Raw genomic sequence first — 23,491 nt, forward strand, 5'->3', positions numbered from 1 at the left:
ACTCCCTTATTGTCTAGTCAGCTCTTTCCTTTATGTCTATCTACTTGCACACTTAGAAACGGCTTCATGAACCACCAACCTGCAATGGGTACAATACCGACCGCAAAGAGCAGCCAAGTGATAGCAAGGGGAGAATCATTCAGCGGTAACAATATCAAATAAGAAGCCATTCCGAGCAACCGGCCAGTCGTTAAACCTGCTTCACGAAGCACAATAAACTCTTCTCGTTCCCTCGCGCTTTGTTCGGATTGACCAATAAGATCAAATACTCTTGAAGTCATAGGTATATTGTAAAGCGGTATAAACAGTGACGTGCCTATTCCAAGACACAGCAAAGTAACAAATGATACTTTCCAAAATAGCGGGAGGATAACGATAGCGATCATGATTACGCCTACCAGCATCGCCCATTTACTTTGATCTTTTTTTATCCACTTTCCAGCAATCCAGAAACTAATGAGAGCAATAAGCGAGGTAATGAGTGAAAACATACCAAGCTTGCTTTCATCCTTTGTTGCTGTATAAACCGTTAATCCGACCAAAAACATAAAGACACCTTCTCGAACACCTTGCGCAACAATCGCAGGAAACATTCGGCGCCATGGACTCCCCTTCTGAAGCAACTGTTGTACACCATGCATCCAGTTATATTTTCCTTCACCGTGCCGTTTCTTCAGCCAAAAACTAAGAACGACACTTAAAGAAAATATAATGAGTGATAAGGTGAAAATGAGCCGATACCCCTTTTCACCCTGCATAGACGTAATGAGCATGCCTGATATCCATGGTGCAAACATCCCTGCTGCTGAGCCAAGCAAACCCGCAGTGCCGTTGAAGCGATCCCTTGTATCTGGATCGGTTACTTCAAAGTAAACAACATTAAACGCAATCCAGAAAAATCCCATCGCAATGCCGCTGAGCATCCCTAACAGTATGGAATAACGGATTGCATTTTCTCCAAGGAGCAACACAACACAATAAAATAGACCAGATAAAGCGATCCCTAATCGCAAACTGTTCATTTTGTTATGTTCCTTCACCCATTTACCTGCGAGCCAAAAGGTCAAACCTCCTAGTGCATACTGAGCAAAAGTAAACCATCCAATAATCATATAAGATTGACTTGATTTCCATAAATAAACAGGTACGAACAGACCAGATAAAGCATGTCCTACTCCATACAAGGTTTGTACAATTAAGAGTAAGACAGCTTGTTTCCCTAATGCCTTTGCCAAAACGATTCCTCCCGCCAATTAGAAACACGCGTAGAATATCGTTTTGTAACATACCCTTTATTTATAGATCCAATGCCCTTCTACAGCGGCTAATTCTAATTTAATCCCCTTGTGAAAGTCTCTCGACCATAGCTTCACGGTCTGCTGGGCTTAGAATTGAAGTTGTAAGATAACAAGATGGACAAACATACATAACAACATTAAATGGATTTGGAACAACAGAATGACCGATTGCTGGCGCGATCGTTGGTTTAAAATTATCTCCACCAATCGTTTGAACACCTGCTTCAAGCATATACTCTCTGCAAGACGGGCATTCTGGAAGTTCTAATTGCTCATTTATAATGCGTTGAACTACACCTTCAGTTGCTAATGTGTTTATAGTCGAACTGCGGAACCCTTCGTTGTCCTTCATCCAGCCTGCATCATTTTTACGTTCTTCCTCTTCTTCAGACCACTCTTCATTATCTGCAGTGGTATCAGGAACATCTACATCATCATTATCATTGTCGTTTTCTAATCCAACGTTTAATGATCGATAACCACCAAGCTCGTTTTCGCAATGTGGACAATGCGATTCTGGACCGATCTCTTCATCCCAAATAATTTCCGTAACACACCATTGACAAACTTGACGTTCTTCCATTGCTCAACATCCCCTTTAAGTGTTCATAACATAAATAATACCGACAATAAAAAATAAAATAGCGACGATCAATAATGTTATCCATAAATATTTCATCAAAAAGCCCCCAGTGCTAAATAATGACGGTAGCTCCAATTACATAGGATAAAGATACAGAAATCGTCATAGCGATAAATCCTACCGCACGGTTATCATTAGCGATTTCCTCATCGATACGGAACACAGGTGTAAGAAATTCAAATAAGAAATAGGCTATCAGCAGAATAATAAAACCGAACGCTCCCCATATCAAACTTTGATAGATAGAGTCATTTGCCTCAATAGAAAATCTGAATATATTGCATATCCCAAATATTTTGCCACCCGTCGCCATAGCAACCGCCATATTGCCTCGCTTAATCTCATCCCAACATTTATATCTAGCTACAAGCTCAAAACATGAAAGGAATACGATAAGCGATAAAACCGTTACAGATACGAACACTAACGAAGAGGCATATGGATTGCTCAATATTCTATCGATTTCCGTTTCCATAGTTGTATCCCCCATCTTATCCGAAGCTGCGATGGAACAGCTATTCCAACGCAGCATAACGTTAATTCAGCTCAGCTACAGTTACCCCAATGCCGCCTTCTCCATAGTTACCATTGCGATAGCTTTTCACATGCGAATGTCTACGCAAATATTGTTGGATTCCTGTTCGAAGTACACCAGTGCCTTTGCCATGGATAATATAGACTTGACCAAAGCCAGAAAGGAACGATTCATCTAAGAAACGATCAACTTCCATTATCGCTTCTTCCAAACTTTCTCCACGTAGATCCAGTTCCATACGGACATTCTCATCTCTTGTCCGCTTTAAGCTCGCCGCCTGCTTTGGCTGTTGCACCTTTTCAGTGGTTTTAGCTTTTACTAACTCCATATCTCCAAGAGCAACTTTCATCTTCATGATACCAAGCTGAACCGTTGCATCAGATCCATGTATTTCTACAACTAAACCTTTTTGATTCAGACTATAAACAACAACCTCATCACCAGCTTCGATCTTTTGAGGTTTACCGTCAGGCCCTGTCTTACTGCGCTTTTGCTTCTGAGGTTCCGGTGAAGCATCCTCTAGCTTGCGACGCGCTTCTATGAGCTTATGCTCTTTAACAGAGACACCTTCCTCAAGGGCAAGCTTTCGCAGATCGGATATAATTTGTTCTGCTTCTCGTTTCGCTTTCGCAACTGCTTCACGCGCTTCTTCTTGAGCCTTCTTGAGAAGCTTCTCCTTCTGCTCCTCGAAACGCTCTCTTTCCGCTTCATGTTTCTCCTTAAGCTTCTCCATCTGCAAACGGAGCGCTTCCGCTGATTGTCGGTCATTCTCAGCGCTCAAACGATTTTCCTCTAATGAAGCAATCATGTTTTCAACGCGGAGGTCCTCTTCACTTACTTCCCCGCGTGCATGATCGATAATGGAACGTTGTAACCCCAATCGTTCTGCAATAGCAAAGGCATTACTGCGTCCAGGAACTCCAACAAGTAATCGGTATGTTGGGCTTAACGTAGCAACATCAAACTCCATACTCGCATTAATGACACCTTTACGATTATATGCATAAGCCTTTAGCTCGCTATAATGAGTTGTTCCAATAATGCGGCTTCCCTTAGCATGAATATGTTCCAAGATAGCAATTGCGAGCGCCGAACCTTCCGCGGGGTCAGTCCCTGCACCTAGCTCGTCCAGAAGAACTAAACTTTTTGATGTCATCACATTAAGAATACGAATGATATTCGTTAAATGGCTTGAGAACGTACTAAGACTTTGCTCAATACTTTGCTCATCACCAATATCTGCATAGATAGCATCAAATACACATAATTGACTTCCTTCTTCGGCAGGGACAAATAACCCTGACATTGCCATCAGACTCAGCAGTCCAATTGTTTTCAGTGAGACTGTCTTGCCCCCTGTATTAGGCCCAGTCACAATAATGGCCGAATAGTTGTTGCCCAGCTCAATATCAAGAGGTACAACTTTATTCCGATCAATTAACGGGTGTCTGCCACGTTTTAACTTGAGGAAACCTCTATCGTTCATCTTAGGTTGGATTGCCTTCATCTCATGTGCTAGTCTTGCTTTTGCAAATGCAAAATCAATTTGACCAAGCAAATCCTGATTCAAGAGCAGATCTTCTACATAATCGGAAGCAAGTGCGGTAAGCTTTTGCAAAATCTTCTCAATTTCACGTAGCTCTCCGGCCTTTAATTCCTTCAATCTATTGTTCATTGTAACGATAGCTTCCGGTTCGATAAACAACGTTGCTCCTGATCCAGACTGATCGTGTACGAGACCGCCAAAGCTAGAGCGATATTCTTGCTTTACAGGTATAACGTAGCGATCGTTACGTATTGTAATAATAGCATCCTGCAACATCTTTTGAACGGATGACGAACGAATCATTGCCTCCAGCTTCTCGCGAATGCGTGATTCACCCGTTCTCAGTTCACGACGAATAGATGCAAGTTCCGGACTAGCACTGTCGAGCACTTCAGCTTGGTCATCAATACAGGCGAATATTGCTTCTTCTAGCGATCTATGCTCACTGATGCCTTCAGCCAATGATTGCAGCATTGGAATTGGGTAACCATCATGAATAGCTTCGATATGCTTTTTGACACGGCGACCGCCTCTTGATGAAGACGCAATATCAAGAAGTTCAGCAGGGTTTAACGTTCCCCCAATTCTTGATCTGTGAAGTGGTGCTGCAATGTCAACGATTCCTCCAAATGGAGCGCTGCCTTTGAGTCGATCAGCACCATAAGCTTCATCCGTTGCTTGCAAAAGAAGCTTAACATCATCCAAGTCAGTGACCGGATTAAGCAGTTCCGTTAGTGACTTACCTAAGGAAGTACTCGCGTGTTTCGTTAATTTATGTATAATTTTTGGATATTCAAGTGTTGTCAATATTTTGTTGTCCAACGATTAACACTCCTCTCGCCCTTATATTATAGCCGAACCTCGCGCTTCATGCATCTGTCGAAGTTAGTTTAATCAATTTCGTACCGCACATAAATCATACAACCTTGGTAACACTATTGGTGAATCAGCAACTCCATTTCATCGTTTCCAGCAAAAGATGGTTCCATTACGTTTAGAAGGAGGATTTCGATATGAGCTTTTTAGGACATGTTGTACGTTTTATCGTTGCTGCGTTTGTCCTTATGATTGTTGGGTTTATCGTTCCCCAATTCAGCGTTGGTGGTTTCTGGAGTGCACTATTTCTGGCACTCGTTATTGCCGCACTTGGTTGGGTTATTGAAGGTATCTTTGGCAAACGGGTATCCCCCTTTGGCCGAGGTATTGTAGGTTTCATCGCAAGCGCAGCGGTTATATGGATAGCTCAGTTCATTGTTGGTGGTGTAACTGTAACGATGTTCGGTGCAATTCTGGCAGCATTAGCGATCGGGATCATCGACTTGTTTATACCAGTCAGCACACCTTATGAAGCTGGCAGACGTAATGCCGATTAAAGTTATTACCAAGCAAATGATTTTTAAGCCCCTTCTTGTCTTCAATGACAAGTAAGGGGTATTTTCGTTGTATTTGTAGATTTAAAACAAAGTTAATTTATATTAAAGATTGATAATTCTACAAATCCAGTTGCAGTATTAGAAACAGATAATACAGACGAATCAACTGTAGGTAAGGCAGAGGAACTAGCTATCACGGAGTTGCTTATCAGCAGTAATGAAATGTTGTACGTATGAGATAACATACTGAATTATAATAAATACATATGTTAAGGGATATGCAAATTTATCTTTTTATGGCAAAATATGAAGTGTTATGGAATAAGGGAGCAACAAGCTCTTCTCTGGTGAAAAGTGCTCGAAAAATAGATGATAAACAAAGGAGGTATGAACGCGACTTGAATGATTAGATGATGATTTCATTTCGGTAAAATTAATCTAAGGAGGGTTTATTATGAAAAAAGTTACTGCAGTTCTGAGTGTATTCTTAGTTTCAATTAGTGTTCTTTATTCAACTGCTTTAGCGGCACCTGGTTTGGATTATATAGGGCATTATCCGATGCATTACAAACCAGATGCTCAAGTATGGAAATGGTCAACTTCAGTCGCTTATTCTGGTGGAGGTGATTTTAGGATTTGTCCATCTGGTGCAAGTTCTGCTAAAGAATATGTTTTGTGGGAGAACGACCCTGGTGAAGATAATGATGATCATGTAGGTAGAGTAACTCTTGAACCGAGAGAGTGCTATACATTTAGAGACATAGGTAGGTTTGTAGATGGTGACAATAGGAAAGCAGAATTTTATGTTACTACGAGAACTGCTTCTGCACGAAGCATAGCTTTCTTGGATTAAAGAGTAAGTAGATATGATGAAATCGTATTACGAGTGAGTATGATCATGCATGAGCAACCAACTGAAGTAATATGTCAATCAATATGTAAAACTTTGAAATGTAAACCCCGGAATCCAATCATTCCGGGGTTTTTTGATTTGTCATCATCAGTCATAGGGAAAGGCTATACGTTCTTGTCTATCAAACTTTATTATAAAGCCACAGTATTAACATCATTACTGAGTCGATTTAGATCTTTAAGTTCATCACTTCTTCATCACTTCTTCATCAGTTTGTCAAAGTGTTGTCACGATGTGTGATTTAACTTATCCATTTTTAGGTTAAAATAATAAGAGAATATTGTTATTCATTGTTAACATTGGAAGGGGAATTATTTGTGAAAAAATGGCTAGCATTTGCATCCATTCTTGGACTAGCACTTGTCATTGCTGCATGTGGAGCGAATGGTAAGGAGAGCAATACAGCAGGAAACGGCGCTGGAAACAAAGAGGCTGTTGAAACGGGATCAGAAAGTACATCGGAAGTCGTTATCACTGCGTCCGATTGGGAATTTGACCAACAGGAGTACAAAATCAAAGCTGGCGAAAATGTTGACTTAACCTTGAAGTCTGTTGGCAGCATACACGGCGTTTCCATTCTAAAAAGTGACTATTCGATCAAAAATAATAAAACGATATCAGTTAAATTCGATGAACCAGGTACTTACGATATGATTTGCAGCATTCCATGCGGCGCTGGTCATCGTTTGATGAAAGCGAAGCTTATTGTTGAATAGTTCAGTAGATAATAAGATGAATTGTCAAAAAAAAAAAAAACGGATAGGGTTAACAGCATTTTCTGTTGCCCTATCTTTTTCATTTTGATTTTTTATGCTCATTAAAGATTCCTTTCAGCCTCAAAAGTCGCTCATTCGCATGCTCCAAGAGTAATTTTTACTATTACAGCTTCCTATATCACTCAAATGCGCACTGCGAAAGTTCCTATTCTTTATTCTTTTTATCCATTACTTTAACAATCATTGTTCTCTCTCGTTCTCATTAATCCTCAATATCAATACCCCATATCTCCTTTCTGGATTTGATAAATTTGTTTTCCAGCCAGTTACATTATTAGTCCTTCTTACCCTATGTACAAAAAAGTCTGATAATCAAATCCCTTCCAATGCCAAGCTACCTTTGATAAGATATGATCACTACACCTCGTGAATGGAGGAATTCGAATGGAAGCATTGAAAAATCGGGTTGCTGTGATCAGCGGAGCTGGAAGCGGATTAGGACGCGCCACTGCAATTGCTTTCGCTGATGAAGGTGCTGATGTCGTTTTACTAGGAAGAAGACTAGATAAGCTTGAGCAAACTGCAGCCACAGTTCTAAGTAAAACGGGTAGAAATGCTCTCATTCTGCAAGCAGACGTAACTGACGAAAAACAAGTTAAAGATTCGGTTGAAGCGGTATTAAGCCACTGGGGACGAATTGACGTATTGTTAAACAATGCAGCTGTGCTGGAGCAAGGCACTGTACTCGAACTTTCATCGGTGGATTGGCAAAATCAAATTTCCACAAATCTGACTGGACCCTTTCTTTTGACTAAAGCTGTCTTGCCTTCAATGAGGTCAAAAAGGTACGGTAGAATCATTAATATAACATCAAGCCTTTCTCAAAATGGTGCAGGTGGCTTTGCTGCCTATAGCGCAGCCAAAGCTGGACTTGAGTCATTGACACGTGCTGTTGCTGACGAGGAGCATGAGTACGGTATTCTCGTTAATCTTTACAACCCTGGTACGCTGCGTACAGAAATGCATTCGACTGGTAAAGATCCTGCGATCGTAACACCTGATCTTGTTCGTCTTGCAAGTCTTTCTTTTGGAGGACCTACGGGGACAATTCATTCTTATGGATAACACATATGGTTAACAAAAAAAGAACCAGACTAAGTCGATTATGAACAATAACAAGTTAGATAGACACTTATGTTAAAGTGAAATCTTATTCGTTATCGCTCAATTTCTTAGCTGGTTCTTTACTATTTTATTTCACTTATTTAAAGCAGTTAGCTTTGCTCGATCAATTCAATCCATTCGTTATATTCTGTTTGTAGCTTCGTATACTCCGTCTTCAACTTATTATGTTGAACGAGTAACTCCGAATGTTCTTCAGAAAGCCGTGCAGAATGTCTAATTGCCTCTTCCTTCTCATGCTGCAGCTCAGTAATTTGTTCAGACCATTGTCCTTGATCCTCTGATGAGGCAGCTGCTTCCTGCAACACAAACTCCATACGCTCACGTAAGCTCGCTTCTTCTGCAGCAAGAGTTTCCTTCATTTTTTCCAAACGTTTTGTTTCTTGCTCCAACTCAGCGATCACTTGCTCCCGCGCTTCCAATTGTCGGCTAAGCTCTTCTCCACGTTCTGTAGCGGCCTCTAATTGTCCTGTTGCAATCCGCTCACGAGCAGAAGTAAATTCAAGTTGTTCCATTAGCGTCTGTTCCTTCAGTTTCTGTTGCTCAAGTTGATCCCTAAGGTTTTTCTCAACTTCTTGCTGCGATTCAAACTGTTCCAACAGCTCATCATTAGAATGATGTCGATTGTTCAATTGCTCTTGAAGCTCAAGCTCAACTGCTAGTTGATACTCCATCTGCTCTTTAAGCTCATGTTCCACTGCTAGTTGGCGCTCCAACTGCTCTTTAAGCTCACGTTCCACTGCTAGTTGGCGCTCCAACTGCATCTTAAGTTCGTTTTCTGCAACTAATCGGCGCTCTGACTGCTCCTTCAGTTCACGTTCCAATCGCTCTTGAACTTCTTTATCTTCTTCTTGTTGAATCTCTAATAGTTGTTGAAGTTCTTTTTCTACTGCTTTTTGTTGCTCTAATTGTTTCATGAGACTTTGCTCAGCTTCTTGTTGACGATCTAGTTGTTCCTGAAGCTCACGCTCCACCGCTAATTGACTTTCAAGTTGTTCCTTAAGACTACGCTCTGTTTCAAGTCGACGTTCAAGCTGAGTTTGCAACACTAATTCTTCTTCATGTTGTAGCTCTAACAATTTTTGAAGATCATTTTCTAGCGCTTGCTGTTGCTCTATTTTTTCTTTAAGAGCATGCTCATTAGCTTTTTGTTGTTCTAACTGCTCTTTAAGTTCACGTTCGATAGATTGTTGCTCTTCTAACTGTTCTTTAAGGGCTAGTTCTGATGCTTGCTTTCGCAACAATTGTTCACGAAGCTCTTTATCTTCTAATTGTTGTAGATCCAATAGCTCGTGTAGATCTCTTTCACCTGCTTTTTGAATCATTAATTGTTCCTTTAGTTCTAGTTCAACAGCTTGCTTCTGCTCTAGCTGCTCCTTCAAAGCTTTTTCTTCAGCTTGTTGTTGCTCTAATAATTCATGCAACTCTTTTTCTGCAACCTGCTTTTGCTCCAATTGCGCTTTAAGTGCTTTCTCTTCAGCTTGTTGTTGCTCTAGCAACTCATTCAACTCTTTTTCTACAGCTTGCTTCTGCTCCAATTGTGCTTTCAACGCTTTTTCTTCAGCTTGCTGTTGCTCTAGCAACTCATTCAACTCTTTTTCTACAGCTTGCTTCTGCTCCAATTGTGCTTTCAAAGCTTTCTCTTCAGCTTGCTGTTGCTCTAATAACTCATGCAACTCTTTTTCTGCAACTAGTTGCTGATCCAATTGCTCTCTCAAAGCTTTCTCTTCAGCTTGCTGTTGCTCTAATAACTCATGCAACTCTTTTTCTGCTGTCATTTGCTGATCCAACTTCACATTCAAAGCTAGCTCTCCAGCTTGCTGTTGCTCCAGCTTCTCTTTGAGACTACGCTCGACATTCAATTGACGCTCCAACTGATCCTTGAGTTCGCTTTCAATCTTCTGTGCTCGCTCCAACTGCTCCTTAAGCTCACTCTCGATCTTCTGTGCTTGTTCCAATTGCTCTCCAAGCTCTAGCTCCTTGAATGCAAGTAGCTCAAGTTGGCCAGCATAACTTTGTTCTGCTTTATCTGCTGCTGATATCCGCTCTTGAAGTCCTTTTATTTGTGCATGCAATTCATCTATCCGTTTCTTGTGTTCATGTACGAGCTGAAGACGCTGTTCCTCTTGGTCTGCAATCCATTGCTTACGCTCATCCGCAAACGCTGCCACAAGTGACTCTGCTTCGCTAATTTGCTCTAAACTTGATTGATGTTCTATTTGTAGCAAGGAAATAGAAGACTTAAGTGCTTCTTCTTGTTCCAATGCTTTTAGTAGCTGTTCATCGGCAATTGATATGCGACCTTCCAGAGCTTCTTTCTCGGAAGTCATCGTTTTTTGAAGTTCCGTTATTTGCGCAAGAAGTTTCGTTCGTTCTTCTAACCAGCCGTTCCGCCTACGCTCGAGATCAGCACGATTAGCTGTTTCAATTTTCGCAAACTCACTCTTCCAGTGTGCCTCACGGTCCAGCGCTACACGATCACGTTCTGCCGCCTCGGCTACTTTGGATGTCGACCATTGTTGCTCACGTGTCTCCCACCGAGATTCCCAGTCAGTAAGAAGAGCATTACGTTCCTGATCCTTCTGATCCGAAAGAGCTAATAAAGCCGCTTCTTTTTCCTCGATTAGTGCAGTAAAAGCAACCTCCCGTTCACTAGTGAGTTCCTCGATTCGCTTACTATTTTCGCTTGTTAATTCAGCAATAAGCCTATCACGCTCAGTTTCAAGCTCTGCAATTCGCTGTGCGCTTTCGCTACTTATCGCTTCTAATTTCTGTATACTATCATTCGTAAGTTCCGAAATTTTCGTATCTCTATCACTGATTAGTTCAGCTATCTTCTTATCTTTCTCCGATTCAAGCTTAGCTAACTCCGTTTCCAACCTACTCTTGAGTTGAATGAGTTCCAACTTCTTTTCTTGCGATAACTCTTCACGAATTCGTGTAATCATTTCTTCATGTTCGCGCTGTAACCCGGCAATACGCTCCTCGCCAGCTTTAATGGCTTCATCTGCTGCCACTTGCTCTGCCCGCTTCTGTTCTTCTACAAGTACTAGAAAATCTGCTAATTGCTTCTCTGCTTCAGCCTGTACTTCAAGCAATTGCGATTCCGCAATTTCTTTAGCTTCCTCAATACTTGTGAGCAATTCCGAGTTTCTAACTTTTTCAGATTCCAGCAATTGACGAATTTCAAGCGATTTTGCTTCTTCCTCAAGCAACCTCGTATTATCACGTCTAAGACGGAATACGTCCTCTGTCGTTTGCATCGCACAAAGAACGGCTAGTCTTTGATTATCTAATCTTGGGTTCGTTTTGGCGAGCTTCTTCATATTCTCATCGATGGAGGCTGCGACCTTTTTCATATACTCGATATTGGTATGACCTTTTACTTTATATTGAATTCCATATATATCAACGGTTACTACGGTTTGATCCACATCCATGTAGTCGTATCCCCCTATCATTCCATGACACATTTTAATTGTAGTTATTAACTCGAGAAGCCTCTTCAAATGGTAAAATGCCATCAAAAAAAGCCGCATCGGCGTTCACTAGGAACTAATTCGATGCGGCTTGCGATGTTTCCTGCCTACTTACGTAATTCTGCTCCAAAAGAATGTTCTAATTTTTGAACAACCTGTGCATGTAGAGCTGTAACTTCTTCATCGGTCAATGTCCGGTCCCCGTGACGGTAAACAAGAGACAATGCAATGCTCTTCTTACCTGCTCCTAGTCGCTCGCCCGTATAAACATCAAATACACGAACAGACTCAAGTAGCTCACCTGCTGTGCTCCAAGCTGTTTCTGTCAAACTGCCTGCAGCTACCTCAGTATCGACCAAAACAGCGATGTCTCGCTCGATTGCTGGATACTTAGGCAACACTTTATATTCGATCTCTGAGCTCGATTGCTCGTAAAGTGCTTCTAGACCGATTTCAATCAAATACGTATCTGCCATATCCCACTCTACTTGAAGAGCTGGATGCAATTGACCAACGTAACCGATCACTGCTGGACCTGCTGGCGTTTCAACAACAACAGCTGCCGTTCTTCCTGGGTGGAAATGTTCTGGCTGAGCTGGTACATAGGATACTTTTGATGATAGTCCTAATACGTCAACGACAGTTTCCACAATTCCTTTTGCATCATAGAAGTCAAAGCCAATTGCTTTGCTGTTCCATTGCGCTTCCCCTTTGTTGCCAGTAAGCAATGCTGCAAAACGATGTTTTTCTTGCGGCAAACGTGTAAGCTGTTCTTCATCCGTATGGAATACGCTGCCGATTTCGAACAATGCAGCAGATTCATTTCTACGATTACGGTTGTAAACAGCCGTCTCAATCAATTGTGCAATAAGCGTCGTTCTTAGAACGCTGCGCTCTTCACTCATCGGCATTGCAAGACGAACGGCTTTTACATCCTCCGCTAACGCTGGGAACAAAACAGTTCTTGCAGGGCTCGTGAAGGAATAGCTGATCACCTCATGCATGCCAGAATCCGATAGACGTTTGCGAAGCTCACGACGAATCGATTGCGGTTTAGTTAATGCACCTTGAATGACATCACCATGGATCAATGTCGTCGGGATGTTATCGTAGCCGTACAAACGAGCTACTTCTTCGATCAAATCAACATCGCGAGTAATATCACCACGGCGTGCTGGTACTTCTACCTTAAAGACATCTTCGCCTGACAACTCATATTGGAAATGAAGGCGACCAAAGATAGAGCGAACTTGTAGCGCGGAAAGCTCTGTGCCTAGGTATCCATTTATTTTGGAGAGTGCAAGGGAAACGATTTTAGTCTCAGAAGAACGACCTTTAACCTGGGCGATTCCATCCGTCACGAGTCCATTAGCAAGATCAGCAATTAATGACGCAGCACGATCAAGTGCAGGAATAACATTCGAAGGGTCAACTTCCTTCTCGAAACGGATACTGGACTCAGAACGAAGTCCTAACTGACGGGACGTCTTGCGAACAGTTCCACCATCAAATCTTGCTGATTCTAGCAAAATGTTAATCGTTTCACCAGTCACCTCAGTACTTGCTCCACCCATTACACCAGCTAAAGCAATTGGCTCATTGCCATCTGTAATAACGAGCATATGTGGCTCAAGTGAACGTTCTTGATCGTCTAACGTAACTAACTTTTCGCCTTCTTTCGCCATACGAACGACGATGCGTCCAGCCGGTACACGATCAGCATCAAAAGCATGAAGCGGCTGGCCGTATTCAAGCATAACAAAATTGGTTACGTCAACGACATTGTTGATCGGACGAATACCAGCAGCAATAAGTCTATTTTGCAACCATTGCGGTGACCCACCAACTTTTACATTTTTAATATAACGAGCAGAATAATGTGAACATTGCTCTGTGGCGATCACATCGACAGAAACAAGTCCTTCCGTCTTCTCAACTGCATCATGTACATTGTTGCTTGGTAGCTTCACTTCACGGCCAGTCAAAGCGGCCACTTCATAAGCTACACCAACCATGCTAAGGCAATCGGAACGGTTCGGCGTCAAGTCAAGTTCCAATACTTCATCGTCGATACCAAGCACATCACCGATTGATGCACCGATTAGCGTTGATGCAGGCAATACTAGAATACCTTCTTGTTGCTCCTTCGGAAGCAACTTGTCATTTATGCCAAGTTCCTTAGCGGAACAGATCATGCCTTGAGATTCTACACCGCGTAATTTTGCACGTTTGATCTTAAAGTCACCTGGCAACACAGCTCCAATTACGGCAACAGGTACTAGTTGACCTGCATCTACGTTTTTGGCACCGCATACGATTTGAAGCTCCTCGTCAGTACCAACATCCACTTTACACACATTTAGTTTGTCTGCATCGGGATGTTTTTCTTTCGATTTTACATAACCGACTACTACGCCTGTTACGCCTTTGTTTAGTTTCTCAACGACGTCAATCTCGATTCCGCCGCGAGTCATTTTTTCAGCAAGCTCTTCTGCGGACAATCCGTCCAAATCGATATATTCATTTAACCATTTATAGGATACTTTCATTGTTCATCTCCCCTTCTCTCTTCGTCACATTCTAGCGAATTGGCTCAAGAACCTTAGATCATTCGTATAGAAATGACGAATGTCGTCAATGCCGTATTTCAGAAGCGCGATACGTTCAACGCCCATACCAAATGCAAATCCAGTCACTTCTTCTGGGTTAAATCCGCCCATCTCAAGTACTTTCGGATGGATCATGCCGCAACCCAAAATTTCAAGCCAACCTGTATGTTTACACATACGGCAACCGTTGCCGCCGCATTGTGCACAGCTAACATCTACCTCTGCACTTGGCTCTGTGAATGGGAAGAAGCTTGGGCGAAGACGAATTTGCGTCTGCGATCCGAACATTTGTTGTGCGAACTGCAGAAGAGTTCCTTTCAAGTCACTCATACGAATACCTTTGCCAATAACTAGACCTTCGATCTGATTGAACTGGAATGAATGTGTTGCATCATCGTCATCGCGGCGATACACTTTACCCGGACAAATAACTCGAATTGGCGTCTCGCCATTGCTCGCTTGCATCGTTCTAACTTGTACCGGAGATGTTTGTGTACGCATCAATATATCATCCGTAATGTAGAACGAATCCTGCATGTCGCGAGCTGGGTGATTTTTGGGCAAATTAAGTGCCTCGAAATTGTAATAATCCGTCTCTACTTCAGGACCTTCGGCAATGGAATAACCAAGCCCGATGAAAATATCTTCGATCTCCTGAGCTACTTTATTAAGCGGATGTACCGCACCTGTAGGCAACTTCTTGCCAGGCAATGTTACATCAATCGTCTCTGCAAGCAAACGATTATTCGTTTCTGCTTGTTGGAAAGCAGCTTGTTTCTCTTCAATAACGGACTCAATAGCGGCACGAACATCGTTGCCCACTTGTCCGATAACTGGACGTTCCTCAGCGCTAAGTGAACCCATACCACGCAAAATTTCCGTGAGTGCTCCCTTTTTGCCTAAATATTTTACCCGCAGGTCGTTAAGCGTTCCTTGCGATTCTACTCCTTGCAGTTCCGCTAGTGCTTCAATTCGAAGCTGCTCCAGCCTTGCCTTCATCCTCATCGCCTCCAATTGTATTAACCCCAGCCCTTATGGGTATCCGGACAAAATAAAAAGGCCCCTCCTCCCCTAAGGGACGGAAGAACCGTGGTACCACCCTAATTTGAATTGCAGCTACCAAAAAAGCAACTGACAATTCCTCAAACCCCGTTAACGGCGGGAACCGTGCTGTCCTACTTATGTCATGACATGACGTCATCACTGTTCAGGAGCATGCTCCGGAGTGAACTTGGGCAGTCTGATTTCACAAGAACGCTCTCAATCTTCGGCGTCCTCTCCCTGTGCGAAGGCACTGCTTACTTTTCTCCATCATTGCAATTACTGTTATAAATAAATATTAATCTTTATTATATGCAATTGAAGGATTTGATGCAACCAGTAAAAGCTACTAGTCGTTTATTAATCTCAGTTAAATTCCCGCTTCACAAGCCCTTTCTCCATTGCATATCTAGTTAACTGAACACGGTTATCTAAGTGGAGTTTTTGCAGTATATTTTTCAAATGATTTTTTACTGTATGTTCAGATAAGTTTAATAGTCCAGCGATTTCACGATTAGATGCACCCGTTGCCACTCGTTGCAACACTTCTTTCTCGCGCTCTGTCAACGGTGACGCTGGAAAAGATTCTGTATGAGCTTTTTGTTTCTGAGAAGCTATAGCTTTCTCATTCCCTTTTTCAGAGCCACTGGAGAACTCTTGTAGAAGCCTAAAAGCCATTTCCTTTGACATCGGCGCTTCGTCTACAACGACTTCTCTTAAATACTGTAACCATGCTGAGGGGTCTAAATTTTTAAGCAAATAGCCTTGAGCACCACGTTTAATTGCTTCGAATAAATGAGTAATATCATCGGAGACAGTTACCATAATAATCTTGAGTGAAGGAAGAAGTAGCTTTAACCGATATGTCGCTTCCAGTCCGCCCATTCCCGGCATCCTAATATCCATTAGAACAAGTTCTGGTCGCAGTTCCGCAGCTTTGGCAATTGCCTCTTCTCCACTTGCTGCTTCTCCAACTACTTGAAATAATGCATCACCCGCCAAAATCTCACGAATACCTTCTCTGCCATGGGGATGATCATCAACAATCATAACTCGAACAGGCTGTTCACCTCGGTTCATCATTCCAATCACCCTCCTTTGATTTCGACTTTAACCCCGCCCTGATCACCAGGTAACAGCAACAAATGCCAACCCATAGCTTTCGCACGTTCACTCATCATTTTTACACCGTATTTACCTTGCGCTTGTAGCTTTTCTAATTCAATTCCTTTGCCATCGTCCACGATTGTACAGACAAAAGAGGGTGAAGGAACATTTAAGCTTCCAACATGCTCAGCATGAATAAGGACACGACTCGCATCCGCATGTTTCTGTACATTCATCAATGCTTCACGAATAATTGCTAACAGCTCTATTTTCTGTTTATGAGTCAATAATCCTTCATGCAGTCTTGAATCGACCGTTGCCTGAATGTCGCTACCTTGCTCCATGTCTGAAATAAATTTATGAATACTTTGCAGCCATGTTGAATCTGAAGGCAGAGGCGAGCTTTGCAAATTAGCCAGTGACTGACGTACATCGTCATATACATGTCTTACTGTATGCCTAATCCCTTCCATTGTACGGCTAGCATCTTCGTCCAGCTCAGATCGATCGAGCTTATCAAGCTTAACTGACAACATAAAAAGAGATTGCGAGATCCCATCATGCAATTCTCTTGCAAGCTGCTCCCTCTCCTCAAACGCTGCCTTTACGACCTGTTGACGTTTCAAAGATTCCTGCATCACTTCAAGCTTAGCAAACAAGGATCGAACGAGCGTTAACGTAATTAAAAAAACAAAAATAGGTGCTAATAAATTTCCTAATTCCATAGATACATACGGAAGAAGAAAGGCATGCCTAGCATACTCCCATAACCCAATTACGATCGTAGGTATCCACAAAATTAACCATTTCAGCCATTTGTAAGACAATGTTATCGCCCCCCTTAGCATCCAAACAACCATTAATCATTACGAAAAGGAACTGTTTTGGTGATACCGATACCCGCTCCATCGGTAATGCTTATTTCTGCACTCCATTTTCCCGAATAGGGAAGCTTTACGCCTTCTCCTACAAACTTAAATTCAGTAAATCCAGGGAATGCGATACCAGCACTAGAGTCTACCGTTGTTAGTGGGACATCAATTGTCCTCTGCTTGGAAGGATCTCCACTGCGAAGTTGCAATCGCACTTCTTTTGGAGCACCACTTTCCTCTGGTAACCAGACGATAAGCGACGCCTCATTAGGACCAGGTGCATTAGGACTTATCTCTATCGTAAAATGTAGCCTTTCTCCCATCTCATGCATCTTCAAAGGCTCACTATCCGGCAGGGGACTAATCGCTGTAAAGATGCTCACGATTATGATAATTGCAGTCATTAGCAGGCCATCCAGCTTCAGAAGAACACCATTCGGCATCTCTCTACGTTTAGCTCTCTTTCGAAGTGCAGCACCAAGTACGATCACAAGTAGAACAAACACTATTTTTGCTAATAACCAATTACCCCAGCTCGTATAAATCAAGTAGAGCCACGAAGGCAGAAGTACCGCCGTCATCATAGCACCACTAATTGCTAGTGCGACAATCGTTACCCAAGCTATAGAGACAAACCGTTCTATAAATCTGCCCGCTTCTTTCCTTTCATAATGCCAAAACAACAGTAACAACATAACGCCACCCGCCCATAAAGCAGAACACGCAAGATGGATAAAGTCAGATAATATGGCTACCATTTCGTACTCGGAGGATGCGGCATGTCCGTTAAAGCTTTCTACAGCTAACAAAAGAAGTGCCCATATCGCTTTATAAATATCTTTTAGCTTAATAACTACGAATGCTAGCAGAGATAGAATTAACAGTAACATCCATAACTGGCCAGACGACGTTTCAGTGAATAGTTGTAACCAATCCGTACCACCTCCATCAAGCTCACTAATCATTCTATTGGAGTTAGTAAATACGAAAATAAGTACGACCACAAGCAACCCTTTTACCGCTACCGAACTCCAACGATTCAACAATTCCCTTTGATGATCACCTTGACTGGAAGTTGGTATGGATAACCTTAACAACATCATACCTGACGTCAGTAGTAACATGATGTAATACGCCCCTCTTAAGGCGTAAAATAGAATGCTGGAAAATACATTTTTAAAGCTGAAACTATCTCCATCCTGAACCCAGCCGCTATCATGATTATGGGACGAGAGCAATGACCCGGATGCGCTTATTTCGGTAGGCACAACTACTATGCCAATCACCCCTATTAGCACCAGGGTTGTCATAGCTACTAGTATTAATCGCATGTTCAAGATGCCACTTCCTTCTTTCCTATTCTGCTTCAGTTTACTAGACCAAGTTCAAAAGAACAATTGAAGGGAACGCTGTATTTCCTATATTTTTTTCAGGGAAGCAAACTATGATACAATCAAATGAAGCAAGAATCATCAACATTTTACCAACTAGGAGGTCGTCATCACATGGCAAGTCAAACCGGAGCCATCGTACAACAATCCCTGAATGCGTTAATGGGAGATTCTTCATTCCTACCTTTAATCCAGGATCAGCGCAGAGAACAAGCATTCCAATCGCTGGCAGCAATACTTTCTACCCCTAATAAAGTGCACAAAGCGTTCCTTCGAATTGCATTAGATAACGGAAACGTCGAACGAATTCCTGCCTTCCGTATTCAACACAACGACGCTTTAGGCCCGTACAAAGGCGGCATTCGGTTCCATGAGTCCGTTAATGAAGAAGAAGTAACTAATTTAGCTGCTCTAATGACGTTAAAAACGGCACTACATGAAGTACCATTCGGTGGTGGGAAAGGTGGCGTTGCCATTAATCCACGTAACTTCTCCGAGAAAGAGCTTTATTCCATTTGCAAAAAATATGTCCAATACTTTAGTGACGTACTTGGACCAGATAAAGACATTCCTGCACCCGATATGGGTACGGGTGAACGCGAGATGGACTGGATGATGGCTGAATATAAGAGCATCAACCCAGGTTCACCTTATCTAGGCAGCTTTACGGGAAAAAGTATCATAAACGGTGGCTCACTTGGCCGTAGAGAAGCAACCGGCAAAGGTGTCTATTTTACATTCCGTTATATGCTGCATGACTTTCTGCAAAAAAATAGTGAGTGGTTGTCAGGCAGTACAAACATTTTCGCCCAAACAGCACTAGCTTATAAGGACAAGCCTTTCTCCATAGCGATTCAAGGATTCGGCAACGTCGGTTCTGTAACAGCGATGGAAGCCTATAACTGTACTGCACTTCGTAATAGAGTTGTTGCAGTCAGTGATCGCAATGTGACGTTGTACAATGAGGACGGTTTAGATGTCCCTGCATTAGTGGAGTATGCAGCCGCTCATCGTGGTGATCTGCCAACGAGTAATGAAGAATTGAATACATCTGGTATAACTGCAAATGTGTTGGAACGTGAAGATGTGCTCTACTTGAACACTGATGTTCTGTTCCTAGCAGCACTCGAAGATCAAATTAGAGGCGATAATGTAGGGAAAATTCAAGCCCGCATTATCGTTGAAGGTGCGAATGCTCCTATTACAGGTGAAGCAGATGAAGCGCTTGCGGCTTCTGGAACGATTATTATTCCGGATATACTAGCCAATGCAGGCGGTGTAATCGTATCCTATTTTGAATGGCTACAAGGACGAGAAACACAGTTTTATACCGAAGAAGAAGTTTACAAGCAGCTCTATGCCAAAATGCAAAAAACGATGAACAGCATACTGCCCGCTTACTTCGGAGATCCTCTCCCACTTCGGCAAAATTGTTTTGTCCATGCTGTAACGAAACTATCTACCGTATTGTACCGACAAGGGAAACTATATTAATTAACTAATTCCGCTGAACGTAAGCAGCGGTCAATACCGATCTGTTGCCATTGGGAGGTGGAGAGTCATGTTGGATATGGAAACGATTATTTTGAGGGATATACAGATTAGTTATCAAGAGAAAGTGTCGCAACCCGTAGTCTTTCAAAAGGCGGAACTCGTTTTCGTCACACAATATGGCGATAGGTTATGGTATATCGACATTGAAGGAGTAAGTGATATTCACTTGTTAGCTTGGTTTGGTCAGAGCGAAGATATCGGCGTTGAGATTCAGGCAACGTCAACTGATGGAGACATTTGGAGGGGATCAGGTTATTTCCACCCTAATGAACCTAATCTTGCGGCAGCTATTCGTGGTGCAGGAGAGCTTTTTAAGCTTTAATGATTAACTGTTATTTGGATGGCTTTATATTAACACAGCCCGTAAATAGATTTCTCTATTTACGGGCTGTGTTTATTTTTAGGTGCACGCAACCCGACTTTTTCGGGTTAGAGCTGTTGCTGTTTCTTTTCTTGAGTTCTAACCCGATTTTGTCGGGCTAGAACTACTGCTTTTGCTTAAAGAAGTGACTACTTTTTTGATAGAGGTCCGTCTGCCTTCCACCAAAAAAAGAAAAGGCAACCAGCGAACTGGTTGCCAAAATGTATTATTTCGAAATTTCTGGAGTCGTTAGACGATCGTAGAAATCAACAGCTTTATCTTTATCTTCCGAAGCGCGAAGAGCCATAGCTGAACGTGGATGCTCATCCAAAATACCAGTAATCATGTAAGGGATAATGTAGCCCCACTCTTCTTTTTCACGAAGCGGAATCATATACTTTTCGATCATGTCTAAAACTGGACGTACGTTGTATTTCGTATTTTGTAATTCACATACAAGAAGTTCAGTGTTACAGTTACCTGCCGCACGACCCATACCGTATACAGAAGCATCAAGAAGTTCAACGCCTTTGCCAGCAGCAATTAATGTGTTAGCAAATGCAAGTTGCATATTGTTATGCGCATGTACGCCAAGACGCTTGTTCGGCAAATGTTGTTGGAACTTGTCTACAAGATAGCTAACATCATCCGGCTTCAGGCTGCCGTAGGAGTCAACGATATATACAAAGTCAACAACACTGTCATTAATAAGTTTGAAAGCTTCAATCAGCTGGTTTTCCATTACGTTCGAAAGAGCCATAATGTTAATCGTCGTTTCATATCCACGATCATGGAATACTTGAACAAGCTCAAGCGCTTTGTCCACATCTTGAATGTAGCAAGCGACACGAATAAGATCCAGCAAGCTTTCATTGCGTGGCAAAATATCATTTTCATCGACACGACCAATATCTACAAGAGCAGAAAGTTTTGTTCTACCTTTATTAGGAATTACTTGCTTTAGGAAGTCATCGTTCAGAAAACGCCAAGGGCCCGCGCTCTCTGCGCCTTTTAGTAGCTTAGGAGAGTTTTTGTAGCCGATTTCCATATAATCGACGCCAGCCTCGTTTAAGCTATTATATAGGTGCTGAACAAACTCGGTGCTGAAGTCCCAGTTATTTACTAGACCGCCGTCACGGATTGTACAGTCGACAATTTTACAATGGCTTGTTTTCGATTGCATGATTGATGCTCCTTTGAATTGAACAAGAGTTCATTTTTTAAATACCATCATACTTGAAAAGAAGCAGGAACGCAAAGTAATCTTGTCGCATTTTGGATAAATTACCCTTAAACTTGTACATCTAATAATAGATTTACAAATAAAAAGTTTAGCGGTAAAATATTATGTAAACAATAACGCTGAATTTTTCAATTTTGAGAAAGCGGGGGAACCAACGCGAACAATCATTCTATGGAACTGAATGTGATGTTCACAAGGGGTGAATCCGGGGATTTGTGCCCCCGGTAGGGTCTACTCTCTAGCCCGAATCCGACAGCTAACCTCGTAAGCGGTCAAAGGAGAGTTGTCATGTGCTATCATTCTCTGTTAATGATTCCTCGTACCCTGGTGATCAATCGAAACAGCTAAACATCACCCGTATCGAAGTATTTGTCATACCAGCTCTAGCTGTTGACTCAGCTGGATATCGTGTATGCTTGCGACTCACAAGTAACCTTGGTTACGGCTGGAGTGAGCAATTCGTGTACGAAAGTGATACCAGCTTTCATCTCAATCGCTGGAACCAATTGCTTCGCACCTTTATAGGAAGCTTCTCACTCAGCTCGCTTATCGAGCGCCTCGCCGAACGAATCGCCGCAACGGTCAATCCCGAACATCGTGCATATAATTTATTCTCAGTTGCTGTTCATGGGCTTTTGCAACAAATTGGTCAATCGACAACAGTGACAAGTGATTCAAATTCTGCAGAGGAATCCGTTCTCCAACAACGTGCTGTGTTTTATTTGTCATTAGATTAACCTTTATCGTGTAATCGTGTTAGGCGCATCATGACTTACTTATTTTCATTTAAACAGTAAGCCTGTATTCTTCTGCAGCGTAGATACAGGCTTACTCTATTTTGCGTTACGATCCCGTTGAACGATAATGTCTCACACCAATTTGCCATACTAGCAAACAAGGTAATAAAAAGACTAGTCCACCAAACGGTACTAACAAATAGGTTAATAAGTTCCCATCTTTTTTATCAAGAATATAAAGGAGCGGTAAGTAAGTTACACAGCCAAATGGGATAATAAACGTAAAAAATCTCGTTACCCACTTCTCATAAATATTAAGAGGATATTGTGCCATCTCACGCCCACCGTCTGTAAAAACATTTGCTACCTCGATAGCTTGAATAGTCCAAAAACAAAAAGTTGCTGCTAATATAAAGACTCCTGTGAATATGAACACACCATTTAGAATCATTAAAAATAGGATCACGAGTTTGGGCAGACTCCATAAAACGGGCAAGTTTGATACTGACCACACTAACACGATCATACCTTGAACTAATCGTCCAACTCTCGAAAATTCAAACTTTGAACCAAACACTTGAATGATCGTACTTCTTGGTCTGACTAGCAGCCGATCGAAGTCACCTGAAGCTACCAAACCTGAAAAATCATCAAAACCTCGCCCAAAACATTCACTAATTGAAAAAGCTAAATGGATAACGGAGAAGCAGAGCGCAACCTCAAAAAAACTCCACCCTTTAAGATCACCAAATCGTTCAAACATAAAATACAGTCCACTAAATACTGTAAAAGGAATAAAAAATTGACCAACACTTAGTAGTATAAATGATGCTCGATACTGTAATTGCGACTTAAGCTGAATGTTTAAATATTTGAAATAAAGGCGCATTT

The 23,491-nt window shown here is 42.0% G+C and carries 19 protein-coding genes, 1 riboswitch and 1 other annotated feature; of the genes, 7 read left to right on the forward strand and 12 right to left on the reverse strand.

Annotation, left to right across the window (positions count from 1 at the left end; translation table 11 throughout):
- Positions 1-17: 17 nt before the first annotated feature.
- The 4 genes from I6N90_RS05840 to I6N90_RS05855 form a co-directional block, all read right to left on the reverse strand.
- Positions 18-1,235, reverse strand: coding sequence for an MFS transporter (locus tag I6N90_RS05840; protein WP_232242549.1), 1,218 nt, complete (start codon positions 1,233-1,235; stop codon positions 18-20).
- 100 nt (positions 1,236-1,335) lie between these two features.
- Complete coding sequence (locus I6N90_RS05845; protein WP_197934521.1) at positions 1,336-1,881, reverse strand: hypothetical protein; 546 nt, start codon at positions 1,879-1,881, stop codon at positions 1,336-1,338.
- A gap of 112 nt (positions 1,882-1,993) precedes the next feature.
- Positions 1,994-2,416, reverse strand: coding sequence for a DUF350 domain-containing protein (locus I6N90_RS05850; protein WP_197934522.1), 423 nt, complete (start codon positions 2,414-2,416; stop codon positions 1,994-1,996).
- A gap of 61 nt (positions 2,417-2,477) precedes the next feature.
- A complete protein-coding gene (locus I6N90_RS05855; protein WP_197934523.1) occupies positions 2,478-4,844 on the reverse strand; it encodes an endonuclease MutS2 in 2,367 nt (788 codons plus the stop codon).
- A 191-nt stretch (positions 4,845-5,035) separates the two neighbouring features.
- Between I6N90_RS05855 and I6N90_RS05860 the strand changes: the two genes are divergently transcribed.
- From I6N90_RS05860 to I6N90_RS05875, 4 genes are all read left to right on the forward strand, one after another.
- Positions 5,036-5,395, forward strand: coding sequence for a phage holin family protein (locus I6N90_RS05860; RefSeq protein ID WP_197934524.1), 360 nt, complete (start codon positions 5,036-5,038; stop codon positions 5,393-5,395).
- A 454-nt stretch (positions 5,396-5,849) separates the two neighbouring features.
- Positions 5,850-6,248 carry a hypothetical protein gene (locus I6N90_RS05865; protein ID WP_197934525.1) on the forward strand — a complete coding sequence of 133 codons (399 nt, stop codon included), beginning with the start codon at positions 5,850-5,852 and terminating at the stop codon, positions 6,246-6,248.
- 377 nt (positions 6,249-6,625) lie between these two features.
- Positions 6,626-7,024: a cupredoxin domain-containing protein gene (locus I6N90_RS05870; protein ID WP_197934526.1), complete on the forward strand. Its 399-nt coding sequence runs from the start codon at positions 6,626-6,628 to the stop codon at positions 7,022-7,024.
- A 444-nt stretch (positions 7,025-7,468) separates the two neighbouring features.
- Positions 7,469-8,149, forward strand: a complete 681-nt coding sequence (locus tag I6N90_RS05875) for an SDR family NAD(P)-dependent oxidoreductase (RefSeq protein WP_197934527.1) — start codon at positions 7,469-7,471, stop codon at positions 8,147-8,149.
- 149 nt (positions 8,150-8,298) lie between these two features.
- Here the strand turns inward: I6N90_RS05875 and I6N90_RS05880 are convergent, their stop codons facing one another.
- The 6 genes from I6N90_RS05880 to I6N90_RS25235 all read right to left on the reverse strand — a co-directional run bounded on the left by I6N90_RS05880 (position 8,299) and on the right by I6N90_RS25235 (position 18,612).
- On the reverse strand, positions 8,299-11,646 hold the full coding sequence (locus I6N90_RS05880) for a cell division protein ZapA (RefSeq protein ID WP_197934528.1): 3,348 nt from the start codon (positions 11,644-11,646) through the stop codon (positions 8,299-8,301).
- A 146-nt stretch (positions 11,647-11,792) separates the two neighbouring features.
- Positions 11,793-14,234 carry a phenylalanine--tRNA ligase subunit beta gene (gene pheT / locus I6N90_RS05885; RefSeq protein WP_197934529.1) on the reverse strand — a complete coding sequence of 814 codons (2,442 nt, stop codon included), beginning with the start codon at positions 14,232-14,234 and terminating at the stop codon, positions 11,793-11,795.
- Positions 14,235-14,258: 24 nt separating this feature from the next.
- Positions 14,259-15,293 carry a phenylalanine--tRNA ligase subunit alpha gene (gene pheS / locus I6N90_RS05890; protein ID WP_197934530.1) on the reverse strand — a complete coding sequence of 345 codons (1,035 nt, stop codon included), beginning with the start codon at positions 15,291-15,293 and terminating at the stop codon, positions 14,259-14,261.
- A 72-nt stretch (positions 15,294-15,365) separates the two neighbouring features.
- Positions 15,366-15,618 (reverse strand) — a binding site (T-box leader).
- 83 nt (positions 15,619-15,701) lie between these two features.
- Complete coding sequence (locus I6N90_RS05895; protein ID WP_197934830.1) at positions 15,702-16,415, reverse strand: response regulator; 714 nt, start codon at positions 16,413-16,415, stop codon at positions 15,702-15,704.
- Between the two features lie 8 nt (positions 16,416-16,423).
- Entirely contained in the window at positions 16,424-17,269 is an 846-nt protein-coding gene (locus I6N90_RS05900; protein ID WP_197934531.1) for a sensor histidine kinase, read from the reverse strand.
- A 32-nt stretch (positions 17,270-17,301) separates the two neighbouring features.
- The gene (locus I6N90_RS25235) at positions 17,302-18,612 is read right to left on the reverse strand and encodes a copper resistance D family protein (RefSeq protein ID WP_332262402.1); all 1,311 of its coding nucleotides are present in this window, start codon (positions 18,610-18,612) and stop codon (positions 17,302-17,304) included.
- A 207-nt stretch (positions 18,613-18,819) separates the two neighbouring features.
- Here I6N90_RS25235 and I6N90_RS05910 point away from each other — a divergent pair, with 207 nt between their 5' ends.
- Complete coding sequence (locus I6N90_RS05910; protein ID WP_197934533.1) at positions 18,820-20,199, forward strand: Glu/Leu/Phe/Val family dehydrogenase; 1,380 nt, start codon at positions 18,820-18,822, stop codon at positions 20,197-20,199.
- A 67-nt stretch (positions 20,200-20,266) separates the two neighbouring features.
- Complete coding sequence (locus tag I6N90_RS05915) at positions 20,267-20,581, forward strand: hypothetical protein (RefSeq protein ID WP_232242551.1); 315 nt, start codon at positions 20,267-20,269, stop codon at positions 20,579-20,581.
- Positions 20,582-20,846: 265 nt separating this feature from the next.
- Here the strand turns inward: I6N90_RS05915 and I6N90_RS05920 are convergent, their stop codons facing one another.
- Positions 20,847-21,803, reverse strand: a complete 957-nt coding sequence (locus I6N90_RS05920; protein ID WP_197934534.1) for an aldolase catalytic domain-containing protein — start codon at positions 21,801-21,803, stop codon at positions 20,847-20,849.
- Positions 21,804-21,970: 167 nt separating this feature from the next.
- Positions 21,971-22,149: riboswitch (cyclic di-AMP (ydaO/yuaA leader) on the forward strand.
- A gap of 4 nt (positions 22,150-22,153) precedes the next feature.
- Here I6N90_RS05920 and I6N90_RS05925 point away from each other — a divergent pair.
- The gene (locus I6N90_RS05925) at positions 22,154-22,600 is read left to right on the forward strand and encodes a hypothetical protein (RefSeq protein WP_197934535.1); all 447 of its coding nucleotides are present in this window, start codon (positions 22,154-22,156) and stop codon (positions 22,598-22,600) included.
- A 106-nt stretch (positions 22,601-22,706) separates the two neighbouring features.
- Here the strand turns inward: I6N90_RS05925 and I6N90_RS05930 are convergent, their stop codons facing one another.
- Positions 22,707-23,489, reverse strand: coding sequence for an ABC transporter permease (locus I6N90_RS05930; RefSeq protein WP_197934536.1), 783 nt, complete (start codon positions 23,487-23,489; stop codon positions 22,707-22,709).
- Positions 23,490-23,491: the final 2 nt, after the last annotated feature.

The sequence above is a fragment of the Paenibacillus sp. GSMTC-2017 genome, assembly GCF_016019935.1.
In the GTDB taxonomy this organism is placed as follows: Bacteria; Bacillota; Bacilli; order Paenibacillales; family Paenibacillaceae; genus Pristimantibacillus.